Origin of the sequence: Microbacterium sp. BWT-B31, from assembly GCF_041379855.1 — a bacterium.
Taxonomy (GTDB): Bacteria; Actinomycetota; Actinomycetes; order Actinomycetales; family Microbacteriaceae; genus Microbacterium.
Genome location: NZ_JBFECU010000024.1, coordinates 20,903 through 41,084 on the forward strand (window position 1 = coordinate 20,903; position 20,182 = coordinate 41,084).

Sequence of the window (20,182 nt, forward strand, 5' to 3'; positions counted from 1 at the left end):
ACCACTGAACCGCGATCATGTCAACCCCTCTCGCGGGGCGTGCCGTGCCATTCTGAGAGAGCTGGTGAGAGGGGTCGGGATGCAGCAGCCGGTGGCGTTCGTGCTCGGGGGTGGCGGCATCCGCGGTGCTGTGGAGATCGGGATGCTGCGGGCCCTGCTCGAGCGGGGCATCCAGCCCGACCTCGTGGTGGGCACCTCGATCGGAGCGATCAACGGGGCATTGGTGGCCTCCGACCCCACGCCCGCCGTCGTCGACACCCTGATGGCGGCGTGGACCTCGACCGAGGCGAACGCCGTCTACGGCGAGTCGCTGCTGTCGCAGTTCGGCCGGTTCGTGCGCACCAAGACGCACCTCAACTCGCCCGCGCCGCTGCGGGCGCTCCTCGAACGGGCGCTCGGCGCGGATGCCCGCTTCGAAGAGCTCGCCGTACGCCTGCGGGTCGTGGCGGCGAACATCGAGCACGCCGCCGAGACGGTGTTCGACTCGGGGCCGCTCATTCCCGCGATCCTCGCGTCGGCATCGGTGCCCGGGCTCTTCCCGCCGACCGAGATCGACGGCGAGCACTACATCGACGGCGGCATCGTCAACTCGATCCCGATCGAGGCGGCCGTGCGCGCGGGCGCCCGCACGATCTTCGTGCTGCAGGTCGGGCGCATCGAGACGCAGCTGGTCGCGCCGAGGTCGGCGGTCGACACCGCCCGCGTCGCGTTCGAGATCGCGCGGCGGCACCGCTATGCGCGCGACATCGCGAACCTTCCCGCAGGCGTCGCCCTGCACGTGCTGCCCTCGGGCGGTTCGCTCGAAGGCGACGACTCGCTCCTGTCGTATCGGCGCATGACCACGGTGCACCGACGGATCGACCAGGCCTACGCGGCGAGCGCGGCCTACCTCGACGGGCTCGACGGGCTGGGCGGGTCGGGATGATGCGGGTTCCCCCGCGGTGGGTGCGCCGCGTGGTGTTCGCGCCCGTCGTCGTCGCGCTCGGCCTGGTGCTGCTCGTGCTGATCCCGCTCGGATGGGTCGCGTTCTTCGCGCTGCTCGCGCTGATCCCGGGCCACATGCGGATCCCGCGGGTGCTGTGGCTCGTGTTCGTCTACCTCGTGTGGGACGCCGCCCTGCTGCTGGCCCTCTTCGGCCTGTGGATCGGCTCGGGGTTCGGATGGAAGCTGCGCTCGCCCGCCTTCGTCCGCGCCCACTACCGCCTCGGCGGGCTCGCGCTGCGGGCGCTCTTCTGGATCTTCGGCTCCGTCCTGCGCCTGGACATCGTCACCACCGGCTCCGACGACCCTGACCGCGACGTCGCACACGCGGCGTTCGTCGAGCTCTTCGACCAGAGCCGCCCGATCGTCGTCGCGAGCCGCCACGGCGGCCCGGGCGACTCCTTCATCGTCGTGCACACGATGCTCAACGGCGTGGGGCGGATGCCGCGCATCGTGCTCAAAGACACCCTGCAATGGGACCCGGCGATCGACGTTCTGCTGAACCGCATTCCGACGCGGTTCATCGTGCCGTCGGGCTTCGGCACAAGCCGCGCAGCCAGCGGCCGTGCAGCCGAGCAGCAGATCGCCGCGCTCGCAGCCGGCCTCGGCCCCGAGGCCGCCCTCGTGATCTTTCCCGAAGGCGGCCAGGCGTCGCCCCGCCGACGCCGCAGCCGCATCGCGCGGCTGCGGGCGGCGGGGCGCAGAGACATGGCCCGGCGTGCCGAGGCGCTGCGTCACGTCATGCCGCCGCAGCCGGGAGGAGTGCACGCCGCGCTCACCGGCGCACCCGATGCCGACATGGTGCTGATCGCCCACACCGGCCTCGAGCGCCTCGCGACGATGCGCGACCTGTGGCGCGAACTGCCGATGGGCAAGCGCATCACGCTGCGCGCGTGGCTGATCCCGCGCGAGACGATCCCGGCCGATCCCGAGGCGCAGGCCGAGTGGCTGTTCGCGTGGTTCGAGCGCATCGACCGGTGGATCGACGAGCACGGCGATCACGCCGACCGAGGCGCTCCCGACGAGCACGTCGCCGGATGACTGTCAGGCCGGCGGCGCCCCCGGGTCGGTGGTGCGCGAGGGCACGGGCCACACGCCGGGCTGGGGCGCCGGAGCGGATGCCGCACCCGGCGTGTGCGGGACGGGCCGCGGCTGCGGTGGCGGCGGGGACGAGGCATCCGTCGCCTGCGGCGTCTGCCGAGCCGGTCTCGACGGCAGCTCGAGCATGACCTTCTTCTCGAGCACCTCGATCGCCTCGTCCGAGATCGAGATGAGCCCGTCGAGCTCTTCGCGCACGCGCTTGTAGGCGAGCTGGCGCTCGGCCGGCGTCGAGGCCTGGTCGATCGCGACGGTCAGCAGCTTCTTGGCGGTCTCGAGCCGCTTGCGCTCGCTCGGGCTGAAGGCCGAGTCGCGCAGGCGCCGCGCGTCGCGCTCGGCGACGTCGAAGGCGACCTCGAAGTCGGCGACGGCGTTGCGGTACTCGGTGAGCTGCTCCCGCGTGAGCTTCGCCTTGGACGAGGCCGGGCGCAGCCCGTCGGCGACCCGCTTGGCGCGCAGGAACGCGGCTGTGAGCGGCTGGCGGCCGTCGCTCATCGCGGGGAACGCGATGATCTTGGCGACGTCGAGCTCGTAGTCCAGCCAGCGCGCGGTGATCGCGTCGTGCTCGGCGAACAGGCGCTCAAGCTGCGTCGACTGCGTCTCGCGCGTGGCCTGTGCCGGCACAGCGCCCATGCCTGCGGCGACGGCGCCCGTCACCTGTGCCGCGATCTGGTTGGGGGAATCCGGCCCGGTCCTGCCGCGCGCGGCAGCCTGCGCCGCCTTCAGCTCGGCCTTGGCCTTGAGCACTTCGAGGCGCCGCTTGTGACGGCCCCGCACACCGCGCTCCCAAGCGTTGCCGGCCGCGGCGAGCACCCCCATGAGGGGGAAGATCAGCCACCAGTAGTTGCCGGCGAACTGCCAGAAGTCCTCCACCCTGTCATGCTAGCTGTAGCTCTCCGGGAGGTTGTGATCAGCGGGTCGTGAGCTGAGGGGTGAGGGTCTCCGGTTCGATGTGGGTTACCACACTCGCATCGTCAACACGGAGACCCTCGTGACTCACGCTAACGCTCCCTTGTCTGAGACCGGTCGTCTACGGCTGGCCCGTCTGGTCGTCGACTCCCGCTGGCCGTTGCGGCGCGCCGCTGAGCGGTTCAGCTGCTCGCCGGCGACCGCGAAGAGATGGGCGGACCGGTACCGGCTCGCCGGTGCTGCCGGGATGCGCGATCTGTCGTCCCGGCCTCTGTCGTCGCCGACGCGCACGGCCCGTCGCACGGAGCGGCGGATCATCGCGTTGCGTTTCACCCGCCGGTGGGGTCCGCACCGGATCGCGTGGCATCTGCACCTGTCGCGCTCGACCGTGGAGAACGTGCTGCGCCGCTACCGGATGCCGTTGCTCGCGCACGTGGACAAGGCCACCGGGCTGCCGGTGCGTCGCCCCAAGCCCGTGCGCTACGAGCATCCGAACCCCGGTGATCTGGTCCATGTCGATATCAAGAAGCTCGGCCGCATCCCCGACGGCGGCGGGCACCGTGTGATGAGCCGCCAGCAGGGTCAGGCCAACCGGAAGACCTCCCGGCCCGGGTGATCACGGACAACGGTTCGGCCTATCGTTCCCGCGCGTTCGAGACCGCGCTGGGCACCGACGTGAAGCACAAGTTCACCCGCCCCTACCGTCCGCAGACCAACGGGAAGGTGGAGAGGTTCAACCGCACCCTCGCCACCGAATGGGCCTACGCCCGCCCCTACCGATCCGAGACCGAACGTGCCGCCACCTACCAGGCATGGCTCCACGAATACAATCACCACAGAGCCCACGGCGGCATCGGCGGACTCTCACCCATCAACCGCGTTCCGAACGTCCCGGAGACCTACAGCTAGCGAGGTCTGCCGGCGCCGGTCGCGCCCTCACGGCCGCCTCGCAGGCGGCGTATGCGCCCCCGACTGCCGCTCCGCCTCGTCGAAGGCCGCGACGGTCGCCGCGACGGCGGCGCGATAGTCGAGAAACCGCTGCGGCGTCACCTTTTCGCGCGCCGACGCGGGGCGCAGGCGCGCGGCCTCGCGATGAGCTTCGAAGAAGGCGACGGTCGCCGGATGCCGCGGGTCCAGCATCTGCGGATAGTCCAGTGCCTTCGCGGGGTCGGTCTCGTACGCCATCCACCGCGCGATCACGGCGTCGTGCGTCTGGAACACCCTCTCGATGGGCAGCGGATCGGTGCGGGATGCCGCGCGGTACTGCGTCTGCAGGGCCTTGATGCGGCTGCGGCTGGCGCGCAGCGCGAACGCGGCGGCCTTCTCGGCGCGCTTGGCGTCGAGCACGCGCCGCCACGCGGCGATGGCCTCAGGGGTCGAGGGCACCATCGACTCGATGAGGGTCGCACCGGGCACCGCTCGCGCGGCGTACGACGCGGCCTGGGCATGGCGCACCTGGGCGCGGGCTTCGACGAGGGCGCGGTACGAGCGGGACTCCTGCTCGCGCTCGGCGTCGAGCTCGAGCCGGCGCGCGCGACGCCGACGGGTCGTGAGACCGCCGTAGGCCGCGACGCCTGCACCGGCGGCGACCGGGGTCACCCACCACCAGCTCTCGATCAGCAGGAGGAACGTCTCCACACCGCCATGCTAACGGCGGGCCTCACGCGGTGGGCAGGGAATCCCCCGAGACCGTTCAGCCGCCGATCTGCATCGTGCCGCCGGCGCGCCGGGCGTCGGTCGCCTCGTAGATCGGCAGCTGCTGGTCGGGTGCGGCGCCGCTCGGGCGGGCCTTGCGCGTGTCGTAGTTTTCGGGCGGAGGCGAGATCAGGTTTCTGATGCGGGTCCACAGCGTGGGTCGGTCCGTCATGGCCCGAGCCTAGGGCACCAGGCCCGAGCGGTGTCTCGATACGCGCGCTTCGCGCGCACTCGACAACCGGTTCGGCTGATCCCTGCGGCGATCAGCGGAACAGCAGGGAGAAGACTGTCGCGCCGCCACCCACCAGGATCAGCGAGATGATCACAACCCACGCGACCATCTTGGTGCGGCGCTCACGGGCGGTGTTGAAGCCCTCGTAGTCGTCGTCGTTGGTCATGTGCGTCCTCAGGCGGCGGGCTCGACCACTGTCGGGCCGAAGGCGGCCGGCAGGGTCGAGGTCGACAGGTCGCGCAGCTCGGTGAGCGGCACGGTGAACAGGCCCTGCACCTCGAGGGTCGCGGGGTCGCCGTCAGCGGCCGAGTCGGTGACCCCGATCCGCAGCACAGGGTAACCGCGGCCCTCGCACAGCCCACGGAACTTGACGTCGTCCTCGCGGGGCACCGTCACGATGACGCGGCCCGTCGACTCCGAGAACAGGGCGGTCGCGGCATCCACCCCGTCGCGTTCCATGATCTCGTTCAGCCACACGCGCGCGCCCACGCCGAAGCGGGTGACGCCCTCGGCGAGGGCCTGCGCGAGGCCGCCCGACGACAAGTCGTGCGCCGACGAGATGAGCGACTGCTGCGAACCTGCGTGGATCAGCTCGGCGAGCTTGCGCTCCTGCGCGAGATCGACGCGCGGCGGGCGTCCGCCCAGGTGGTCGTGGATCGTGCCGGCCCACTGCGAGCCCGAGAGCTCGGTCGCCGTCACGCCGAGCAGGTAGATGTTCTCACCCGGGTCCTGCCAGCCCGACGGGATGCGGCGGGCGACGTCGTCGATGATGCCGAGGACGCCCACCACCGGGGTCGGGAAGATCGGCTGGTCGCCGGTCTGATTGTAGAAGCTGACGTTGCCGCCGGTGACGGGGATGCCGAGCTCGAGGCATCCGTCGGACAGTCCGTCGACGGCCTGCGAGAACTGCCACATGACCTCGGGGTTCTCAGGGCTGCCGAAGTTCAGGCAGTCGGTCACCGCGGTGGGGATCGCGCCGGTGACGGCGACGTTGCGGTACGCCTCGGCGAGGGCGAGCTTGGCGCCCTCGTACGGGTCGAGCTGGCAGAAGCGGCCGTTGCAGTCGGTGGCGATCGCGAAGCCGAGGCCGGAGTGCTCGTCGACGCGGACCATGCCGGCGTCGTCGGGGAACGCCAGGGCCGTGTTGCCGCCGACGAAGTAGTCGTATTGGTTGGTGATCCACGACGTGTCGGCAAGGTTGGGGCTCGCGACCAGGCGCGTGAACTGCTCGCGCAGCGCGGCAGGGTCCAGGTCGCGGGGGAGGGCGGTGGCCGAGTCGTCCCGCAGCGCGTCGATCCACGTCGGGTAGGCGACGGGCCGCTCGTAGACGGGCCCGTCGACTGCGACCGTCGAAGGGTCGACGTCGACGATCTGCTCGCCGTGCCAGAAGATCTTCAGGCGCCCGTCGCCGGTCACCTCGCCGAGCACGCTGGTCTCGACATCCCACTTCGAGGTGACCTCGAGGAACGCGTCGAGCTTCTCGGGGGCCACGATCGCCATCATGCGCTCCTGGCTCTCGCTCATGAGGATCTCTTCGGGCGTGAGCGTGGGGTCGCGCAGCAGCACCTTCTCGAGGTCGACGCGCATGCCCGACCCGCCGTTGGCGGCCAGCTCGCTGGTCGCGCACGAGATGCCGGCGGCGCCGAGGTCTTGGATCGCTTCGACGAGCTCGCCCCGGTACAGCTCGAGGCAGCACTCGATGAGCACCTTCTCGGCGAACGGGTCGCCCACCTGCACCGCGGGGCGCTTGGTCGGGCCGCCGTCGGCGAACGTGTCGGACGCGAGAATGGATGCCCCGCCGATGCCGTCGCCGCCGGTGCGGGCGCCGAACAGCACGACCTGGTTGCCGGGGCCGGAGGCGTTGGCGAGCTTGAGGTCTTCGTGGCGCAGCACCCCCACCGCGAGGGCGTTGACCAGCGGGTTGCCCTGGTAGACCGCGTCGAACACGGTCTCGCCGCCGATGTTCGGAAGGCCCAGGCAGTTGCCGTAGAACGAGATGCCGCTCACCACGCCGTGCACGACGCGGGCGGTGTCGGGGTTGTCGATGGCGCCGAAGCGCAGCTGGTCCATGACGGCGACCGGGCGTGCGCCCATCGAGATGATGTCGCGCACGATGCCGCCCACGCCCGTCGCGGCGCCCTGGAAGGGCTCGATGTACGACGGGTGGTTGTGCGACTCGACCTTGAAGGTGACCGCCCAGCCCTCGCCGATGTCGACGACGCCGGCGTTCTGCCCCATGCCGACCATGAGGCGCTCGCGCATCTGGTCGGAGACCTTCTCGCCGAACTTGCGCAGGTAGATCTTGGACGACTTGTAGGAGCAGTGCTCCGACCACATCACCGAGTACATCGCCAGCTCGCCCGACGTGGGGCGGCGGCCGAGGATGCTCTTGATCTGCGCGTACTCGTCGGGCTTGAGGCCGAGAGCGGCGAACGGCTGCTCTTTCTCAGGGGTGGCGACGGCGTTTTCGACGGTGTCGGCAGCGGGGCGTGCGGCCGCCGGGGCCGAGGTGGGGGTGGTCATGCGGCTGAGCTCCAGGAATCGCGGGCGCCGGACGGTCTCAGTCTAGTTGAGCCGGGGTCGTCCGACTCGTGTCGGCGGATGGCGGCATCATTATGGGGACACGAGGGCGGAGGGGAACCGATGCGGGCGACGTTCATCGAGGATCGGTCATTGAGTCCGGCCGCGAGAGCGGTGTGGGCGAAGACCCGCACTGACCCGACTCAGAAGCCCCCGCTGATCGGCTGGCTTCCGCTCTACCAGCATCTCGATGACGCCGCAGGAGTCGCGCGGCTTCTATGGGAAGAATGGGCACCGCGTTCGGTCAAGGAGACGATCGGACGATGTGTCGGCTCGGAGGATGCCGCGCGCGATCTCGTGACGTGGCTCGCCGGTGTACACGACATCGGCAAGGCCTCGCCGGCCTTCGCTGTTCAGGTCGAGAGCCTGGCTGAGGATATGAGAGTGGCCGGTCTTCGGTGTGACCCGCGGATCAAGGACGATGATGAGCGTGGGCGCACCCGTCACGAACTCGTCGGCTTCCTCGCCGTACGTGAATGGCTGATGAGCGAGCATCTCTTCGACCCCGACGCTGCCCAAGCGCTGGCCAGTGTCGTCGCCTCGCACCACGGTCGTCCTGCCACAGCGGCGGAAGTCAGGTCGGCTGAACCCCGGTCCCACCTCATCGGTGAAGGCTCCTGGGCGGACGTGAGGCGGGAGCTGCTGTCGGCTGCTGATGCAGCGTTCGCTTCGCGTGCGTCGCACGCCCACTGGCGCTCGGCGATCCTCACACAACCCGCACTGGTGCTGCTCAGCGCACTCGTCATCGTCGCGGATTGGATCGCGAGCAGTGATCTCCTGGACGCTGCCGAACTGGGTGCCTGGCCCACGCACACGACTCCCGACCGGGTGAGGGGAGCGTGGCAAGCGCTCGACTTTCCGCGCCCGTGGGCCGCCGCGCCGTCGAACACGGATGCAGCGACACTCCTTGCGGAGCGATTCACGCTTCCCGACGGGGCGATCCCTCACGCGACGCAGACGGCGCTGGTAGAGATGGCGCTCCGAACCGAGGCCCCTGAGCTGATGGTCCTGGAATCCGAAATGGGTTCGGGCAAGACCGAGGCCGCGCTCCTGGCCGCCGAGATCGTCGCATCGCGTTTCGGTCTCAGCGGAATCTTCGTCGGTCTGCCGACACAGGCCACGGCGGATGGCATGTTCTCGCGAGTGCTCGAGTGGGGAGAGCGGCTCGGCCTCGACGTGCCGGCATCCGTCTTCCTCGCACGCGGACGGGCCTCACAGAACCGCGACTACGAGCAGAAGACCCGTAAGGCCCACTTCCGCTCGATCGGCGATGAGCACAGTTCGCACCGGGAGGCGTCCGAAGACTCGATGCTCGTGGCGCACAGATGGTTCGCCGCCCCACGGCGCGGTCCGCTCTCGAACTTTGTCGTGGGGACAGTGGATCAAGCCCTGTTCGCAGGTCTGCGAAGCAGGTACGTCATGCTGCGGCACCTCGCCCTCGCCAGCAAGGTCGTCATCATCGATGAGGTGCACGCTTACGACGTCTACATGCGGCAATACCTGTTGCGAGTGATCGAGTGGCTCGGAGCCTACGGAGTGCCGGTGATTCTGCTCTCCGCCACCCTGCCATCGGGTCAGCGTGAGGAGTTCATCCGGGCCTACGACCGCGGTCGTGAAGCGACGGGTCTGGCCGATGAGCGCGCGGAGGAGGACGAAAGCGACTATCAGGCACTGCTTGATCGGCGGCGTCACGCAAGGGAGCGTCGCGCTGCGGTCGACGCTCAGCGCTACGGGGCACTGCACGATGTCGTCGACTATCCCTCGATCGTGAGATCCTCGGTGACGGGACCGGCCGAGATCCTCGCTCCAGGCGGTGCGGGCGTCAGCCGGGTTCTGAGAGTCGATCGGCTACCGGACGACACTGACGCATTGACCGGCATGCTGCGTTCCGCATTGCGAGACGGCGGGTGCGCCGCGGTGATCTGCAACACTGTGCGGCGGGCGCAGGAGCGCGCCGCAGCTCTGCGGGAGGCGTTCGCAGGCGACGACGTGCAGATCACCCTTGCGCACTCACGCTTTCTCGGAGTTGATCGCGCGGCCAAGGACCGGTCGCTGCTCGACGCGTACGGGCCGAAGGGCACGCGTCCGCCGCGGAGCATCATCGTCGCGACGCAGGTGATCGAGCAGTCGCTCGATATCGACTTCGATCTGATGGTGACAGATGTCGCGCCGATTGATCTGCTGCTTCAGCGCAGCGGGCGCCTGCATCGCCATGCGTGGCGAGAGCGTCCAGCGCCGTTGCGTGAACCGCGTCTCTTCCTCACCGGCGTGGATAGGGACGGCGCCTCGCCCGTCTTCGACAAGGGCACCCTGGCCGTGTACTCGGAGGCGATCCTCTTGCGCACGATGGCGGCACTCGAGGGACGGGGCAGCATCGCGCTTCCCAACGACATCCGCCCACTGGTCGAGCTCGTCTACAGCGATGACACGGACTACGTACCGCCGTCTTGGCGAGATGCGCTCGTCGAAGCGGCGCGCAACCACAGATCTATCGAGCAGAAGAAGACGGAGGGTGCGCGCGCTGGCCTCCTCCAGCCCGTGCGCGGCGAAGACCCGACGCTGATCGGCTGGATCTCTGCGCCCGACGCGGACCCCGAGCTCACCCCGCCCGGCCGGGCGACAGTGCGGGACACGGATGAGACGCTCGAGGTGATCGTGCTGCAGCGTGATATGGACGGCACGTTTCTCCTCCCGGTGTGGGTTCCCGAAGGCGGTCAGCAGATTCCTGCGAACGAGCCGCCGAATTCAAGACTGACGCGAGCGATCCTTGGATGCGTGCTCCGCCTGCCGCCGGGGATGTGTCGAGGCAACGCGATCGATCGGCACATCGCCGCACTCGAGCGATCGTTCGATCTGCCCTCGTGGCATGGAAGCTACGCCTTGAAGGGCGAACTGGTTCTCGCGTTCGACATGGACGGTCGTGCTCGGCTCAATGAGTTCGATCTGCGCTACTCGCCGGCGGACGGGTTGCTCTACGAACGGCGCACTGTCTAATTGCGCGGACGCGTCTTCAAAGCCTTTGCATAGCTGTTGCGATTGAAGAGCGCCCGCATGGTCCCCTCCGATCACGAACGTACGTCAAACCTTATCGTGGTGAGTACGGTCACTTCTTCAATGATGTGTTCACACTTTGACTCGATGAGGATCAGCCGGGCTAGGCTTCCCGCAGGGATCCCGAAGACCACGCACTCCCCGCCGCGCGGGGGTGATCCCGTCCACTCCAAGAGAAGATATGGAGTCGCATTCGTGCTCCCCGCCCGCGCGGGGGTGTCTTGAACTGAGTGGCGGCCGATTCACATAAACGTCCAATCTAAAAGAAGTTTAAGAAGACTCTTGACGCCTGGGGTGACTGTCTGTACGTTCGGACGCAAGCAATCGTGGCAGGAGCCACCGACATCGACGTCGAAGCGCACATGTGGATGTGCGCTGGGGAGGACGAATTGGCTGTATCCGACGACGGGTTCTCGCTGGTCACCCAGCCCTGGATCCCTGTTCAACTGGGCGACGGCCGTTCGGCAGAGGTGTCGCTTCGCGATGCGTTCCGTCGCGCACACGAGATTCGCGAAATCCGGGGTGAGCTTCCGACCCAGTCGTTCGCGATTCTGCGGCTGATGCTCGCGATCCTCTATCGCGTCAGAGGCGGTGAACGACTCACGACGGCTCGCTGGGAGGAGTGGAGCCGAAGTGGGCTGCCTGTGCAGCTCATCAACGGCTATCTCGACACTTACGCGGCGAGGCTCGACCTCTTCGATGCGGAGCGGCCCTTCTATCAGGTAGCGAATCTTGTAACGGCGTCTGGTGAGAGCAAAGGGGTGGCCCAGCTCATCCTCGACCTGCCGAGCAACAACCGACTGTTCACCAATCGCAGCGGTAGCGGCGCCAAGGATCTGTCGTTCGCCGAGGCGGCGCGCTGGCTCGTCAACGCGCAGGCATGGGACGCCTCTGGGATAAAGTCCGGTGCCCTCGGCGATGGCCGAGTCAAGCGCGGCAAGGGGTATCCGATCGGAGTCGCCTGGTCGGGTTTGCTGGGAGCCGTCTTTGCCCAGGGGACGACGCTGAAAGACACGCTGCTGCTCAATCTGGTCGCGCCGGGCTACGGGATCGACGCGGACACCGAGGCAGATGTCCCTCCGTGGGAGGATGACCTTCCCGACACCCCGGCCGAGCGCGAAGGCCTGCTGCCGAACGGACCCGTACGCCTCTACACGTGGCAGTCCCGCCGCATCCGTCTCTATCGCGAGGATGACCGCGTCGTGGGATGTCTGGTTGCCAATGGCGACAAGCTCACGCCGCAGAACAAGTACACGTATGAGCCCATGAGCGCCTGGCGGTACAGCGACCCTCAGACCAAGGTCGCAAAACACACGGTCTACATGCCTCGCGAGCACCAGGCCGGAAGGGCGCTCTGGCGAGGCATCGGAGCGCTACTCCCGGGAGTATCCCCGCTCGGGCCGAAAGCCGGGGTCGCAAGCGGGCTCATCCCGGGGGTCGTCGAGTGGATCGCGCGAGACGCCGTAGGCGAACTGGCAGCAGGATCACTGATGCGCCTTCGGTCGATCGGAGTGGTGTACGGAAGCAATAACTCCGTTGTGGACGAGGTGCTGCATGATGAGGTCGCCATTCCGCTGGCTCTGCTGAGCGCGTCGAATCGTGCGCTCGCGCTACAAGCGGAAGAGGCCGTGCGGCTTGCTGACGAAGGCGTGATGCATCTGCGCCGCCTGGCCGAGAATCTCGAGCGGGCGGCTGGGGGGGCGGGCGAGGGGAGTCGTGCTCGCGCAGGGGATCTCGCCTACGCCGCGCTCGATGGGCCGTACCGTGCATGGCTCGCGGGGCTCCAGGGCGATGAGGACCCGCTGGACGCTATCGCCGGCTGGAAGCGCAGCGCCCACTCTGTGCTCATGCGGCTGGGTCGTGAGGCGGTCACCGGCGCCAGCCCTGCCGCATGGGCAGGACGCGAGGTGACTCGAGGCGGACGCACCGACCTCATCACCACCCCCCGGGCCGAGGGCTGGTTCCTCCGAGCGTTGAACAAGACTTTCGGGCCCTTCACGGCGAAGGCGATCGCCGGCTCGGCCCGGCCCGATGGAGAAGGAGAACCCGCATGACCATGGCCGCGGAACCGGAGGCCGCCGATCGCAAGTCCCTCGGCGAGCGATTGGCCATCCACGTCGCTTCAAGAGCGGAGCGGCTGCAGAGCGGGTACCTGAACGACCACCCCGCCGCGGTCGCTGAACTGGCGATGCTGCGGCGCGGCGCATCTCAGCAGCCCGGAGAGGATGTGCGACTCGTTGGGCTGACCATGGCGGGGCTGTATCCAAACCCGAACGGGCTCGACAACCGCCCGCTTGACGCCGAGCGAGCGGCCTACGCAGCCCTGACGCTTTTCGCCATTCATCAACAGTCCCATCGCGACGCCAGGATGCATCGCAAGGGCTACTCGTTCGGCCGCTCTGCACGCCTGCTCGGTCGACGATCCGGGGCGCGGGATGCCGTGCGGGCTCGATTCACGGCGCTGGCGACGGCGACGACCTGGGACGAGACGATGAATCACGCGCGCGGGCTGATCCAACAACTCCGCGCCCACGGCATCCCTCTGGACTACGGCCAATTCGGGCGCGATCTGCTCGACCTGCGGGGCACGAGCGGGGCGGATGGTGTGCGGCTGGCCTGGGGCCGGCATTTCTATCGCGAGCACAATCCCGAAGACGACGGTGATGACGCGGACGCGTCGACGACCGAGCACTGACCGATCCCAGATATTCGATCCGTTCTGAAAAGGAGCACCAATGACCCGCACCATCCTCGACATCAGCATTCTGCAGACGGTCCCGCCCAGCAATCTCAATCGCGACGACACCGGCAGTCCGAAGTCCGCTGTGTACGGCGGTGTTCGACGCGCAAGAGTTTCCAGCCAAGCGTGGAAGCGTGCGACCCGACTCGCCTTCGCCGACGTCCTCGACGCATCTTCCCTCGGTATGCGCACTAAGCGTGTGGTCGAACTGCTCGGCGAGCGGATCGTCGCGAAGGACGCGCGCATCTCGGTCGAACGTGCGCAGGAACTCGCTGGCCTCGCGTTCGGCGCCGCCGGGATCAAGCTCAGCGCGGCACGCAGGTCCACGAGCGAAAACCCGCTCCCTGACGAGTCGGGCTACCTTCTGTTTCTCAGTGCGCTCCAACTCGACAACGTCGCGCAGCTGTGCCTCGATGCGAACACGTCGGATGACCCGAAAACCGCGCTGAAGGCTGCAGACGTGAAGAGAGCACTCGACACCTCCAACTCGGTCGATCTCTCCCTCTTCGGGAGGATGGTGGCAGACTCGAGCGATCTGAACGTCGATGCCGCGTGCCAGGTCGCCCATGCGATCAGCGTGCACCCCGTCGAGGCAGAGTTCGACTACTTCACGGCCGTGGACGACCACAAGGCGGCCGACGAGAACGAGGACGCCGGCGCAGGCATGATCGGCACCGTCGAGTTCAACTCCTCCACTCTCTATCGCTACGCGACGGTCGATGTCGACCGCCTGCTCAAGAACCTGGGTGACGCCGACGCGACCCGTCGCGCCGTCGAAGCTTTCGTGCTGGCCTTCGTCACGAGCATGCCGTCCGGCAAGCAGAACAGCTTCGCCAATCGAACGCTGCCGGATGCCGTCGTGCTCAGCATCCGCGACGGCCAGCCGGTCAACCTGGTCGGTGCCTTCGAAGAGGCGGTCACCGAGAACCCGCGGCTGCGGACGGCCAGTGAGAAGCTGAGCACCTATGCACAACGGATCGACACGGTCTTCGGCACGACACCCGTGAAGAGCTGGGTCGCACGCGTGGGCGAATCGACGGCGGCGCTGGACGAACTGGGCACGCCGACGTCTCTCACCGCCGCTGTCGCTGCCTTGGGTGACGTCGTATCCGGCCGTCTGGCGGAGAGCGCCTGACGCGATGCCCACCCTTCTCATCGACCTTGCGGGGCCCCAGCAGGCATGGGGCTCACGTAGTCGCTTCGCAACACGCGCCACCGAGACCGCGCCGACGCGAAGTGGCGTCATCGGTCTGGTGGCGGCTGCGATGGGGCTCGACCGCACTGCTTCGCTCCATCGTTTCGACTCACTGGAGTTCGGGGTGCGCGTCGACCAGCCTGGCCGGATCGAGCGGGACTTCCAGACCGCACGTACGCTGGACGGCCGCACTTCCATGCCGCTTTCAGAGAGGCACTATCTCGCCGATGCAGTGTTTCTCGTCGGCTTGTATGCCGTGGACAAAGTCGTCATCTCTGACATCCGGGAGGCACTCCGACGCCCGCGATTCCCGCTCTACCTCGGGCGCCGAGCGTTTCCGCCTGCGGGTCCGCTCAGAACCCAGATCGTCGATCAATACTTGCGAGAAGCGATCGCGACGGCTGAATGGCGCGCAACCCCGGCTTTCCGACGTCACGCGGGCGAGCAACATCCGCCGCTGGAGATGCTCTTCGACGCTCACGCCGGGGAGACCGCTGACGTGTCCCTGCAGGACGTCCCACGAAGCTTCGATCCTCGCCGCCGGCGTCACGACTGGCGGGATGTGAAAGTCATATGGACCTCATCGACATCGAAAGCGCAGCGGGCGCGGCCGACAGGCCATGATCCGATGATTCTCGTCGCGGACGAGGAGGTGTGATGTTCCTCTCGCGCGTCCAGCTCAACCCGAACCGCCGCGCAGGCCGACCGCTCTTCGAGTCGTCGCACGTGCTCCATGCGGCCGTTATGGCGGCGTTTCCGGATGCGTCTGCGCGACCGGAAGGACGCGTGCTGTGGAGGCTGGATCTTTCCCAGACGGTAGGCAACGTGTACATCGTTAGCCCTCAACGCCCGGACCTCACCGCGCTCGCCGAACAGGGAGGATGGCCGACTTTGCCCGAAACGCAACAGGTGCGGGAGTACGGACCGTTGCTCGAGCGCGTTGAGCAGGGGCACCGTTACGCCTTCCGCTTGACCGCGAACCCAACGAGGTCTTCGCGTGTCGAGGAGAGCCGGCGAGGGAAGGTCTACGGCCATGTGACCGCGCGGCAGCAGGAGGAGTGGCTCCTGCGTCGACAGGAGGCAGCGGGCTTCACGGTTGCGCGTGCTTTGGCTGTCGAAAGCGCGGCGGACGGCGAGATTCCGGCGGCGCTCGACTTGGTCGTGTCGGATCGACGGACTCTGACGTTCTCGAGACGCGAAACTCGCGTGACGCTGCGGGTGGCGACATTCGAAGGCACTCTCACTGTCACCGACCGAGAGGCATTCAAGCGAACCCTTACACACGGGATCGGTCGCGCCAAGAGCTACGGATGCGGCCTTATGACGATCGCTCCGGACTGGTGATGTGATGGCAGTACCAGGGGCCAGGCCCCCGGACCTTCCTGATCTGGTTCGTGCTCAGGACCGCCTGACCTTCATCTATCTCGAGAAGTGCAGTATTCACCGCGAGGCGAACGCCATCACGGCGACGGAGGAACGTGGAGTGATGCGTATTCCCGCTGCCTCGCTGGGAGCGTTGCTGCTCGGTCCCGGAACCACCGTCACGCAACAAGCGATGCTGCTCATGGCAGAGAGCGGTTCGACGGTGGTCTGGGTGGGTGAGGAAGGTGTTCGATACTACGCGCATGGACGTTCCCTTTCGCACAGTTCGCGGCTGCTCGAGGCGCAGGCGCGACTCATGTCAAATCAGAGTTCGAGGCTTCGTGTGGCCCGTGAGATGTATGCGATGCGGTTCCCCGGAGAGGACACCTCGGGTCTCACGATTCAGCAGCTCCGAGGTCGTGAAGGCTCACGCATCCGTCGCGCCTACCGAGATCATTCGAATCGCACGGGAGTGCCGTGGAGTCGACGGGACTACGACGTAGCGGTGTTCGAGGCGAGCGACCCCGTGAACCAAGCGCTCTCTGCGGCGAACACGAGCCTCTACGGCGTGGTCCACTCCGTAATCGTCGCGCTCGGGTGCTCTCCGGGTCTCGGGTTCGTCCACACGGGGCATGCTCGATCCTTCGTCTACGACATCGCGGATCTGTACAAAGCGGAGCTCACCATTCCTTTGGCATTCGACCTCGCGGCGGAAGCGCCCTTCGACATCGGGAGCGCGGCTCGCCGCGCACTACGCGACCAGTTCCGCGGCGGTGCATTTCTTGACCGCTGTGTGCGTGACATCCGCCGTCTTCTTCTTCCGGACGACGGTGAAGAGGATGCCACTTCCGGCGAGAACATCGTCTACCTGTGGGATGGCGCGCAGCAGAATGTAGCCGGCGCAACCGCGTACGGGACGGACGGCTGAGCGATGGTCGTGCTTGTTCTGACGGCCTGCCCGAGTGGGCTGCGCGGATACCTGACACGGTGGCTGTTGGAGATCTCGGCGGGCGTCTTCGTCGGATCCGTGTCGACGCGCGTTCGCGAACTGATGTGGAAGCGCACAACTGAGATGGTGCGGTCAGGGCGCGCGATCATGGTGTTCTCGGCGCGGAACGAGCAGCGACTCGACTTTCTTGTGCACGGTCACCATTGGGAGCCCGTAGACGTCGAGGGCGTGGTGCTCATGCTGCGTCCGCACGAGCTTAATAAGGCAGCACAGCCATCGACGGGTGGAGCGATCGGCGCTGCGCAGCGTACTGGTTGGAGCAACGCTGCGAAGCGTCGCGGACGCGCTAAGTAGGCGTGCGCGAATGGCGCGGAGCAGGGGCAGGGTGTCAGCCTGCTCCGCCGGGCGGGCTGCTGGGAACTCTGACGAAGACTGTGTTCGAGCTCGCGCTCGAGGCGGACATGACCGAGGGCCTCGGTACGCTCCCCGCGCGGGCGGGGAGCACACACGATCGGGATAGCCGAAGCTGCCCGGATACGGATCATCCCCGCGCGGGCGGAGAGCACGCGCTCACGTAGTGCGCCGGGTCGAGCGCTGCGGGATCATCCCCGCGCGGGCGGGGAGCACCCAACCCGCCGTGACGGTTCCCGGCTATCGGGGCGACTTCCTGAGATCATCCCCGCGCGGGCGGGGACACGCGCGCTCCTCGACCTTCTTGCGAAGGTACGGGGGATCATCCCCGCGCGGGCGGGGAGCACGGACAGATCGAGCAGTCGACCACGTGGGAACAGGGATCGTCCCCGCGCGGGCGGGGAGCACATCCAGGTGGTGGGGCCGCCTCGGGGGGGTGCCCCTATGTCTTTTGTCAAGCGAGAGCTCGGCGTTGGATGTGCCGCTCGGATGCGAGTCGGATCGGGTTGGGGGCTAGGCTCCGAGAGCAATGTGGGAATCTGGTGAGCGCTTCCGCGTCGTCAAGGACGCTGAGTTGGCGTTGCTCACCAGCGATGTCCGCCGAGATCGGGGTGAGGTCGACAAGCTCCTTCGCGCGGGCTTTGTTGAGATCGGTCGTTCCGGGCGGCGCTGGACGCGTGGAGAGATCGTGTCGGCTCTGGGCGCAGAGCCGGATCGCGAGATGCCCGGAGCCTGACGAGTGGCAGTTCAACGAACTCGCTCCCAACCTTGTGCTCGTGACATACCGGCTCAAGTCAGAGACAGGGTGTAGTCGTCACTCTTCGATATGGGATCTCAGCAACGGGGTTCCCGAGATTCGATTCCATCAGGGGACCGTAGTTCTCGTGCATGACCGTGCCGAAGAAGATCACGCCGCCAGCTGAACGGTTCGCGGCTGGTAGAGGGTGCCGTCGCGGAGCATCGCGTAGAGGACGTCGGATCGGCGTCGGGCAAGGGCGATGAGGGCTTGGTTGTGGCGTTTGCCCTGGGCGATCTTGCGGTCGTAGTAGGCGCGGGATTTGGGGTCTCGGAGCGCGGCGAATGCGGAGAGGAACATGGCTCGTTTCAGGATCTTGTTCCCGCGGCGGGAGGGGTGTTCGCCTCGGATCGAGGTCCCGGAGCGTCTGGTGACGGGCGCCAGGCCGGCGTAGGCGGCGAGGTGCCCGGCGGCGGGGAAGGTCTTGGTGGTGACTTCGGTGAGGAGCCGGGCCGCGGTCCTGACGCCGACTCCGGGCATGCTCGTCAGAACCGGCTGAAGAGGGTGCTGCTCGACGAGCTTCTCGACCTCGACGGCGATCTCATCCCGCTGTCTCCGCAACGCAGCGAGCTGCTCCGCGAGTCGCGGCAGCACGAGGGCCGCGGCGTCGGTGCCGGTGACCACGACCGTCTGCTCGCCCAGCGCCGTCACGATCTCGGCGGCCCAGACGCGGCCCTTGCGGGGCGCGTTCTTGAGCAGTCGGTTCCCGAGCCGCTTCTCACCCGCTGCCTTCATCGCCACCGGTGACGGGTAGCGCTGCAGCAGATCGAGCATCGCCGGATGGTCCAACCGCGGCCCGATCACGCGCTCCAGCGCGGGATGGATCTGCGTAAGCAGGCCGCGGATCCGGTTGGAGACCTGGGTGATCTGCCCGGCGAGGTCGTCGTCGAACCCGCAGAGCATGCTCAGCTCTGCAACCTGCTCGTCCGCGACCTGGATCGACCGGAGCGTGTGCGGCATCGTCCGCGCCGTCTCAGCGATGATCGCCGCATCCCGCGCGTCGGTCTTCGCCTCTCCCGGGTGCAGGTCCGCGATGCGCCGCATCGCCAGCCCGGGAAGGTAGCCAACCAGCGCCCCGCAAGCCTGAGCGACCGCGACCGGCAACGCGCCGATCGTCGCCGGCTGATCCACGACCAGCAGCACCGCGCCGTGCATCGCGAGCTGATCGAGCACTGCTCTTAGCCGGCGTTCGTCGTTCGGCATTGGCTTGTCGAACAGCCGCTTCCCGGCCCGGTCAAGGGCGACAGCGTGGTGTTCGCCCTTGCCGACGTCGAGCCCGACGAACACGTCGACCTCGTCGTATCTATCGATGCTGGTGACCACAGTGTCCTCCGCTTCACTCGCGACGGCGCCCGCGACGGTGCGTTTCGGCATCCACGTTACGAACGGCCTCGAGCACGCTCGGGTCCAGCCCCTATCAGCGATCACACACCGCCAACCAGACCCGGTGACAACACCCCCCAGATCATCAAGGACAGGGGGCAGCAATCATGCCGGGCCCAGCAGGCCGTCACCACCCAGCATCCTCCGCCAGACGGTCACGAAGAAAGTAACGGGTGTTGGGATCATCCCCGCGCGGGCGGGGAGCACGAAAGCGAACGTGACGACTACGCCGAGCTGCGGGGATCATCCCTGCGCGGGCGGGGAGCACCTCGACGCGCAACACTCCACCCTGCGACGCGACGGATCATCCCCGCGCGGGCGGGGAGCACCACCGCGTTCCGTTCGTCGTCGCGCATCTCTTCGGATCATCCCCGCGCGGGCGGGGAGCACGGCCGCGGCTTCAAGACGGGCTGCCCCGTCGCCGGATCATCCCCGCGCGGGCGGGGAGCACCAGTACGGTGAGTTCGCGGCCGTCTGCGGGGCGGGATCATCCCCGCGCGGGCGGGGAGCACAAATCGATCTTCAGGCTCGTGCCGTGCGCGAGCGGATCATCCCCGCGCGGGCGGGGAGCACGGCGCGGCCGCTGAGTCTCTGGTCACGGTCCCGGGATCATCCCCGCGCGGGCGGGGAGCACTTCGCAAGTGGGTCGGATGTTCGGGTTCGACGCGGATCATCCCGGGTGCGTCCCATAGCGTGGTGTCACTTCCTGCGGTTCCTCGTCGTCGTTGACGATTGAGGGCCACCGTGGGATGACCAGTTGTTTCCGCCAAGAAGCAAAGAAGAGATCCCACGATGACCCA

At 67.7% G+C, this 20,182-nt stretch carries 16 protein-coding genes, 1 pseudogene and 1 CRISPR repeat array; of the genes and pseudogenes, 11 read left to right on the top strand and 6 right to left on the bottom strand.

The genetic code is table 11. The features are described 5' to 3' along the window. Positions 1-79 precede the first annotated feature (79 nt). Positions 80-925 carry a patatin-like phospholipase family protein gene (locus tag AB1K54_RS16645; protein WP_371203881.1) on the top strand — a complete coding sequence of 282 codons (846 nt, stop codon included), beginning with the start codon at positions 80-82 and terminating at the stop codon, positions 923-925. Next, positions 922-2,022 (top strand): 1-acyl-sn-glycerol-3-phosphate acyltransferase, encoded by a 1,101-nt coding sequence (locus tag AB1K54_RS16650; RefSeq protein ID WP_371203882.1) that lies wholly within the window; start codon positions 922-924, stop codon positions 2,020-2,022. Before AB1K54_RS16645 ends, AB1K54_RS16650 begins: the two co-directional genes overlap by 4 nt. A 3-nt stretch (positions 2,023-2,025) precedes the next feature. Here the strand turns inward: AB1K54_RS16650 and AB1K54_RS16655 are convergent, their stop codons facing one another. Beyond that, on the bottom strand, positions 2,026-2,952 hold the full coding sequence (locus tag AB1K54_RS16655) for a hypothetical protein (RefSeq protein WP_371203883.1): 927 nt from the start codon (positions 2,950-2,952) through the stop codon (positions 2,026-2,028). Between the two features lie 118 nt (positions 2,953-3,070). Here AB1K54_RS16655 and AB1K54_RS16660 point away from each other — a divergent pair. After that, a pseudogene (locus AB1K54_RS16660) lies at positions 3,071-3,897 on the top strand (integrase core domain-containing protein). A gap of 27 nt (positions 3,898-3,924) precedes the next feature. On the opposite strand, the gene AB1K54_RS16665 reads toward AB1K54_RS16660, so the two are convergent. From AB1K54_RS16665 to purL, 4 genes are all read right to left on the bottom strand, one after another. Continuing rightward, the gene (locus AB1K54_RS16665; RefSeq protein ID WP_371203884.1) at positions 3,925-4,626 is read right to left on the bottom strand and encodes a hypothetical protein; all 702 of its coding nucleotides are present in this window, start codon (positions 4,624-4,626) and stop codon (positions 3,925-3,927) included. A gap of 55 nt (positions 4,627-4,681) precedes the next feature. Further along, positions 4,682-4,855: a hypothetical protein gene (locus tag AB1K54_RS16670; protein WP_371203885.1), complete on the bottom strand. Its 174-nt coding sequence runs from the start codon at positions 4,853-4,855 to the stop codon at positions 4,682-4,684. A 91-nt stretch (positions 4,856-4,946) separates the two neighbouring features. Beyond that, complete coding sequence (locus AB1K54_RS16675; protein WP_371203886.1) at positions 4,947-5,081, bottom strand: hypothetical protein; 135 nt, start codon at positions 5,079-5,081, stop codon at positions 4,947-4,949. A gap of 8 nt (positions 5,082-5,089) precedes the next feature. Next, positions 5,090-7,438, bottom strand: coding sequence for a phosphoribosylformylglycinamidine synthase subunit PurL (gene purL, locus AB1K54_RS16680; RefSeq protein WP_371203887.1), 2,349 nt, complete (start codon positions 7,436-7,438; stop codon positions 5,090-5,092). A gap of 120 nt (positions 7,439-7,558) precedes the next feature. Between purL and cas3 the strand changes: the two genes are divergently transcribed. From cas3 to cas2e, 8 genes are all read left to right on the top strand, one after another. Continuing rightward, positions 7,559-10,489 carry a CRISPR-associated helicase Cas3' gene (cas3, locus tag AB1K54_RS16685; RefSeq protein ID WP_371203888.1) on the top strand — a complete coding sequence of 977 codons (2,931 nt, stop codon included), beginning with the start codon at positions 7,559-7,561 and terminating at the stop codon, positions 10,487-10,489. 383 nt (positions 10,490-10,872) lie between these two features. After that, entirely contained in the window at positions 10,873-12,600 is a 1,728-nt protein-coding gene (gene casA, locus AB1K54_RS16690) for a type I-E CRISPR-associated protein Cse1/CasA (RefSeq protein WP_371203889.1), read from the top strand. After that, positions 12,597-13,241 carry a type I-E CRISPR-associated protein Cse2/CasB gene (gene casB / locus AB1K54_RS16695; protein ID WP_371203890.1) on the top strand — a complete coding sequence of 215 codons (645 nt, stop codon included), beginning with the start codon at positions 12,597-12,599 and terminating at the stop codon, positions 13,239-13,241. The genes casA and casB overlap by 4 nt, the downstream gene beginning before the upstream one ends. Positions 13,242-13,281: 40 nt before the next feature. After that, positions 13,282-14,421 (top strand): type I-E CRISPR-associated protein Cas7/Cse4/CasC, encoded by a 1,140-nt coding sequence (gene cas7e, locus AB1K54_RS16700; RefSeq protein ID WP_371203891.1) that lies wholly within the window; start codon positions 13,282-13,284, stop codon positions 14,419-14,421. Between the two features lie 4 nt (positions 14,422-14,425). Next, the gene (gene cas5e, locus AB1K54_RS16705) at positions 14,426-15,139 is read left to right on the top strand and encodes a type I-E CRISPR-associated protein Cas5/CasD (RefSeq protein WP_371203892.1); all 714 of its coding nucleotides are present in this window, start codon (positions 14,426-14,428) and stop codon (positions 15,137-15,139) included. Then, positions 15,139-15,825 (top strand): type I-E CRISPR-associated protein Cas6/Cse3/CasE, encoded by a 687-nt coding sequence (gene cas6e, locus AB1K54_RS16710; protein ID WP_371203893.1) that lies wholly within the window; start codon positions 15,139-15,141, stop codon positions 15,823-15,825. Before cas5e ends, cas6e begins: the two co-directional genes overlap by 1 nt. Positions 15,826-15,829: 4 nt before the next feature. Further along, positions 15,830-16,771 carry a type I-E CRISPR-associated endonuclease Cas1e gene (gene cas1e, locus AB1K54_RS16715; protein ID WP_371203894.1) on the top strand — a complete coding sequence of 314 codons (942 nt, stop codon included), beginning with the start codon at positions 15,830-15,832 and terminating at the stop codon, positions 16,769-16,771. A 3-nt stretch (positions 16,772-16,774) separates the two neighbouring features. Continuing rightward, the gene (cas2e, locus tag AB1K54_RS16720; RefSeq protein ID WP_371203895.1) at positions 16,775-17,146 is read left to right on the top strand and encodes a type I-E CRISPR-associated endoribonuclease Cas2e; all 372 of its coding nucleotides are present in this window, start codon (positions 16,775-16,777) and stop codon (positions 17,144-17,146) included. Positions 17,147-18,110: 964 nt separating this feature from the next. Here cas2e and AB1K54_RS16725 read toward each other — a convergent pair. Next, positions 18,111-19,373 carry an IS110 family transposase gene (locus AB1K54_RS16725; protein ID WP_371203896.1) on the bottom strand — a complete coding sequence of 421 codons (1,263 nt, stop codon included), beginning with the start codon at positions 19,371-19,373 and terminating at the stop codon, positions 18,111-18,113. Positions 19,374-19,561: 188 nt separating this feature from the next. Continuing rightward, a CRISPR array of direct repeats spans positions 19,562-20,077; the repeat unit is 28 nt; unit sequence GGATCATCCCCGCGCGGGCGGGGAGCAC. The last annotated feature ends 105 nt before the right edge of the window (positions 20,078-20,182 follow it).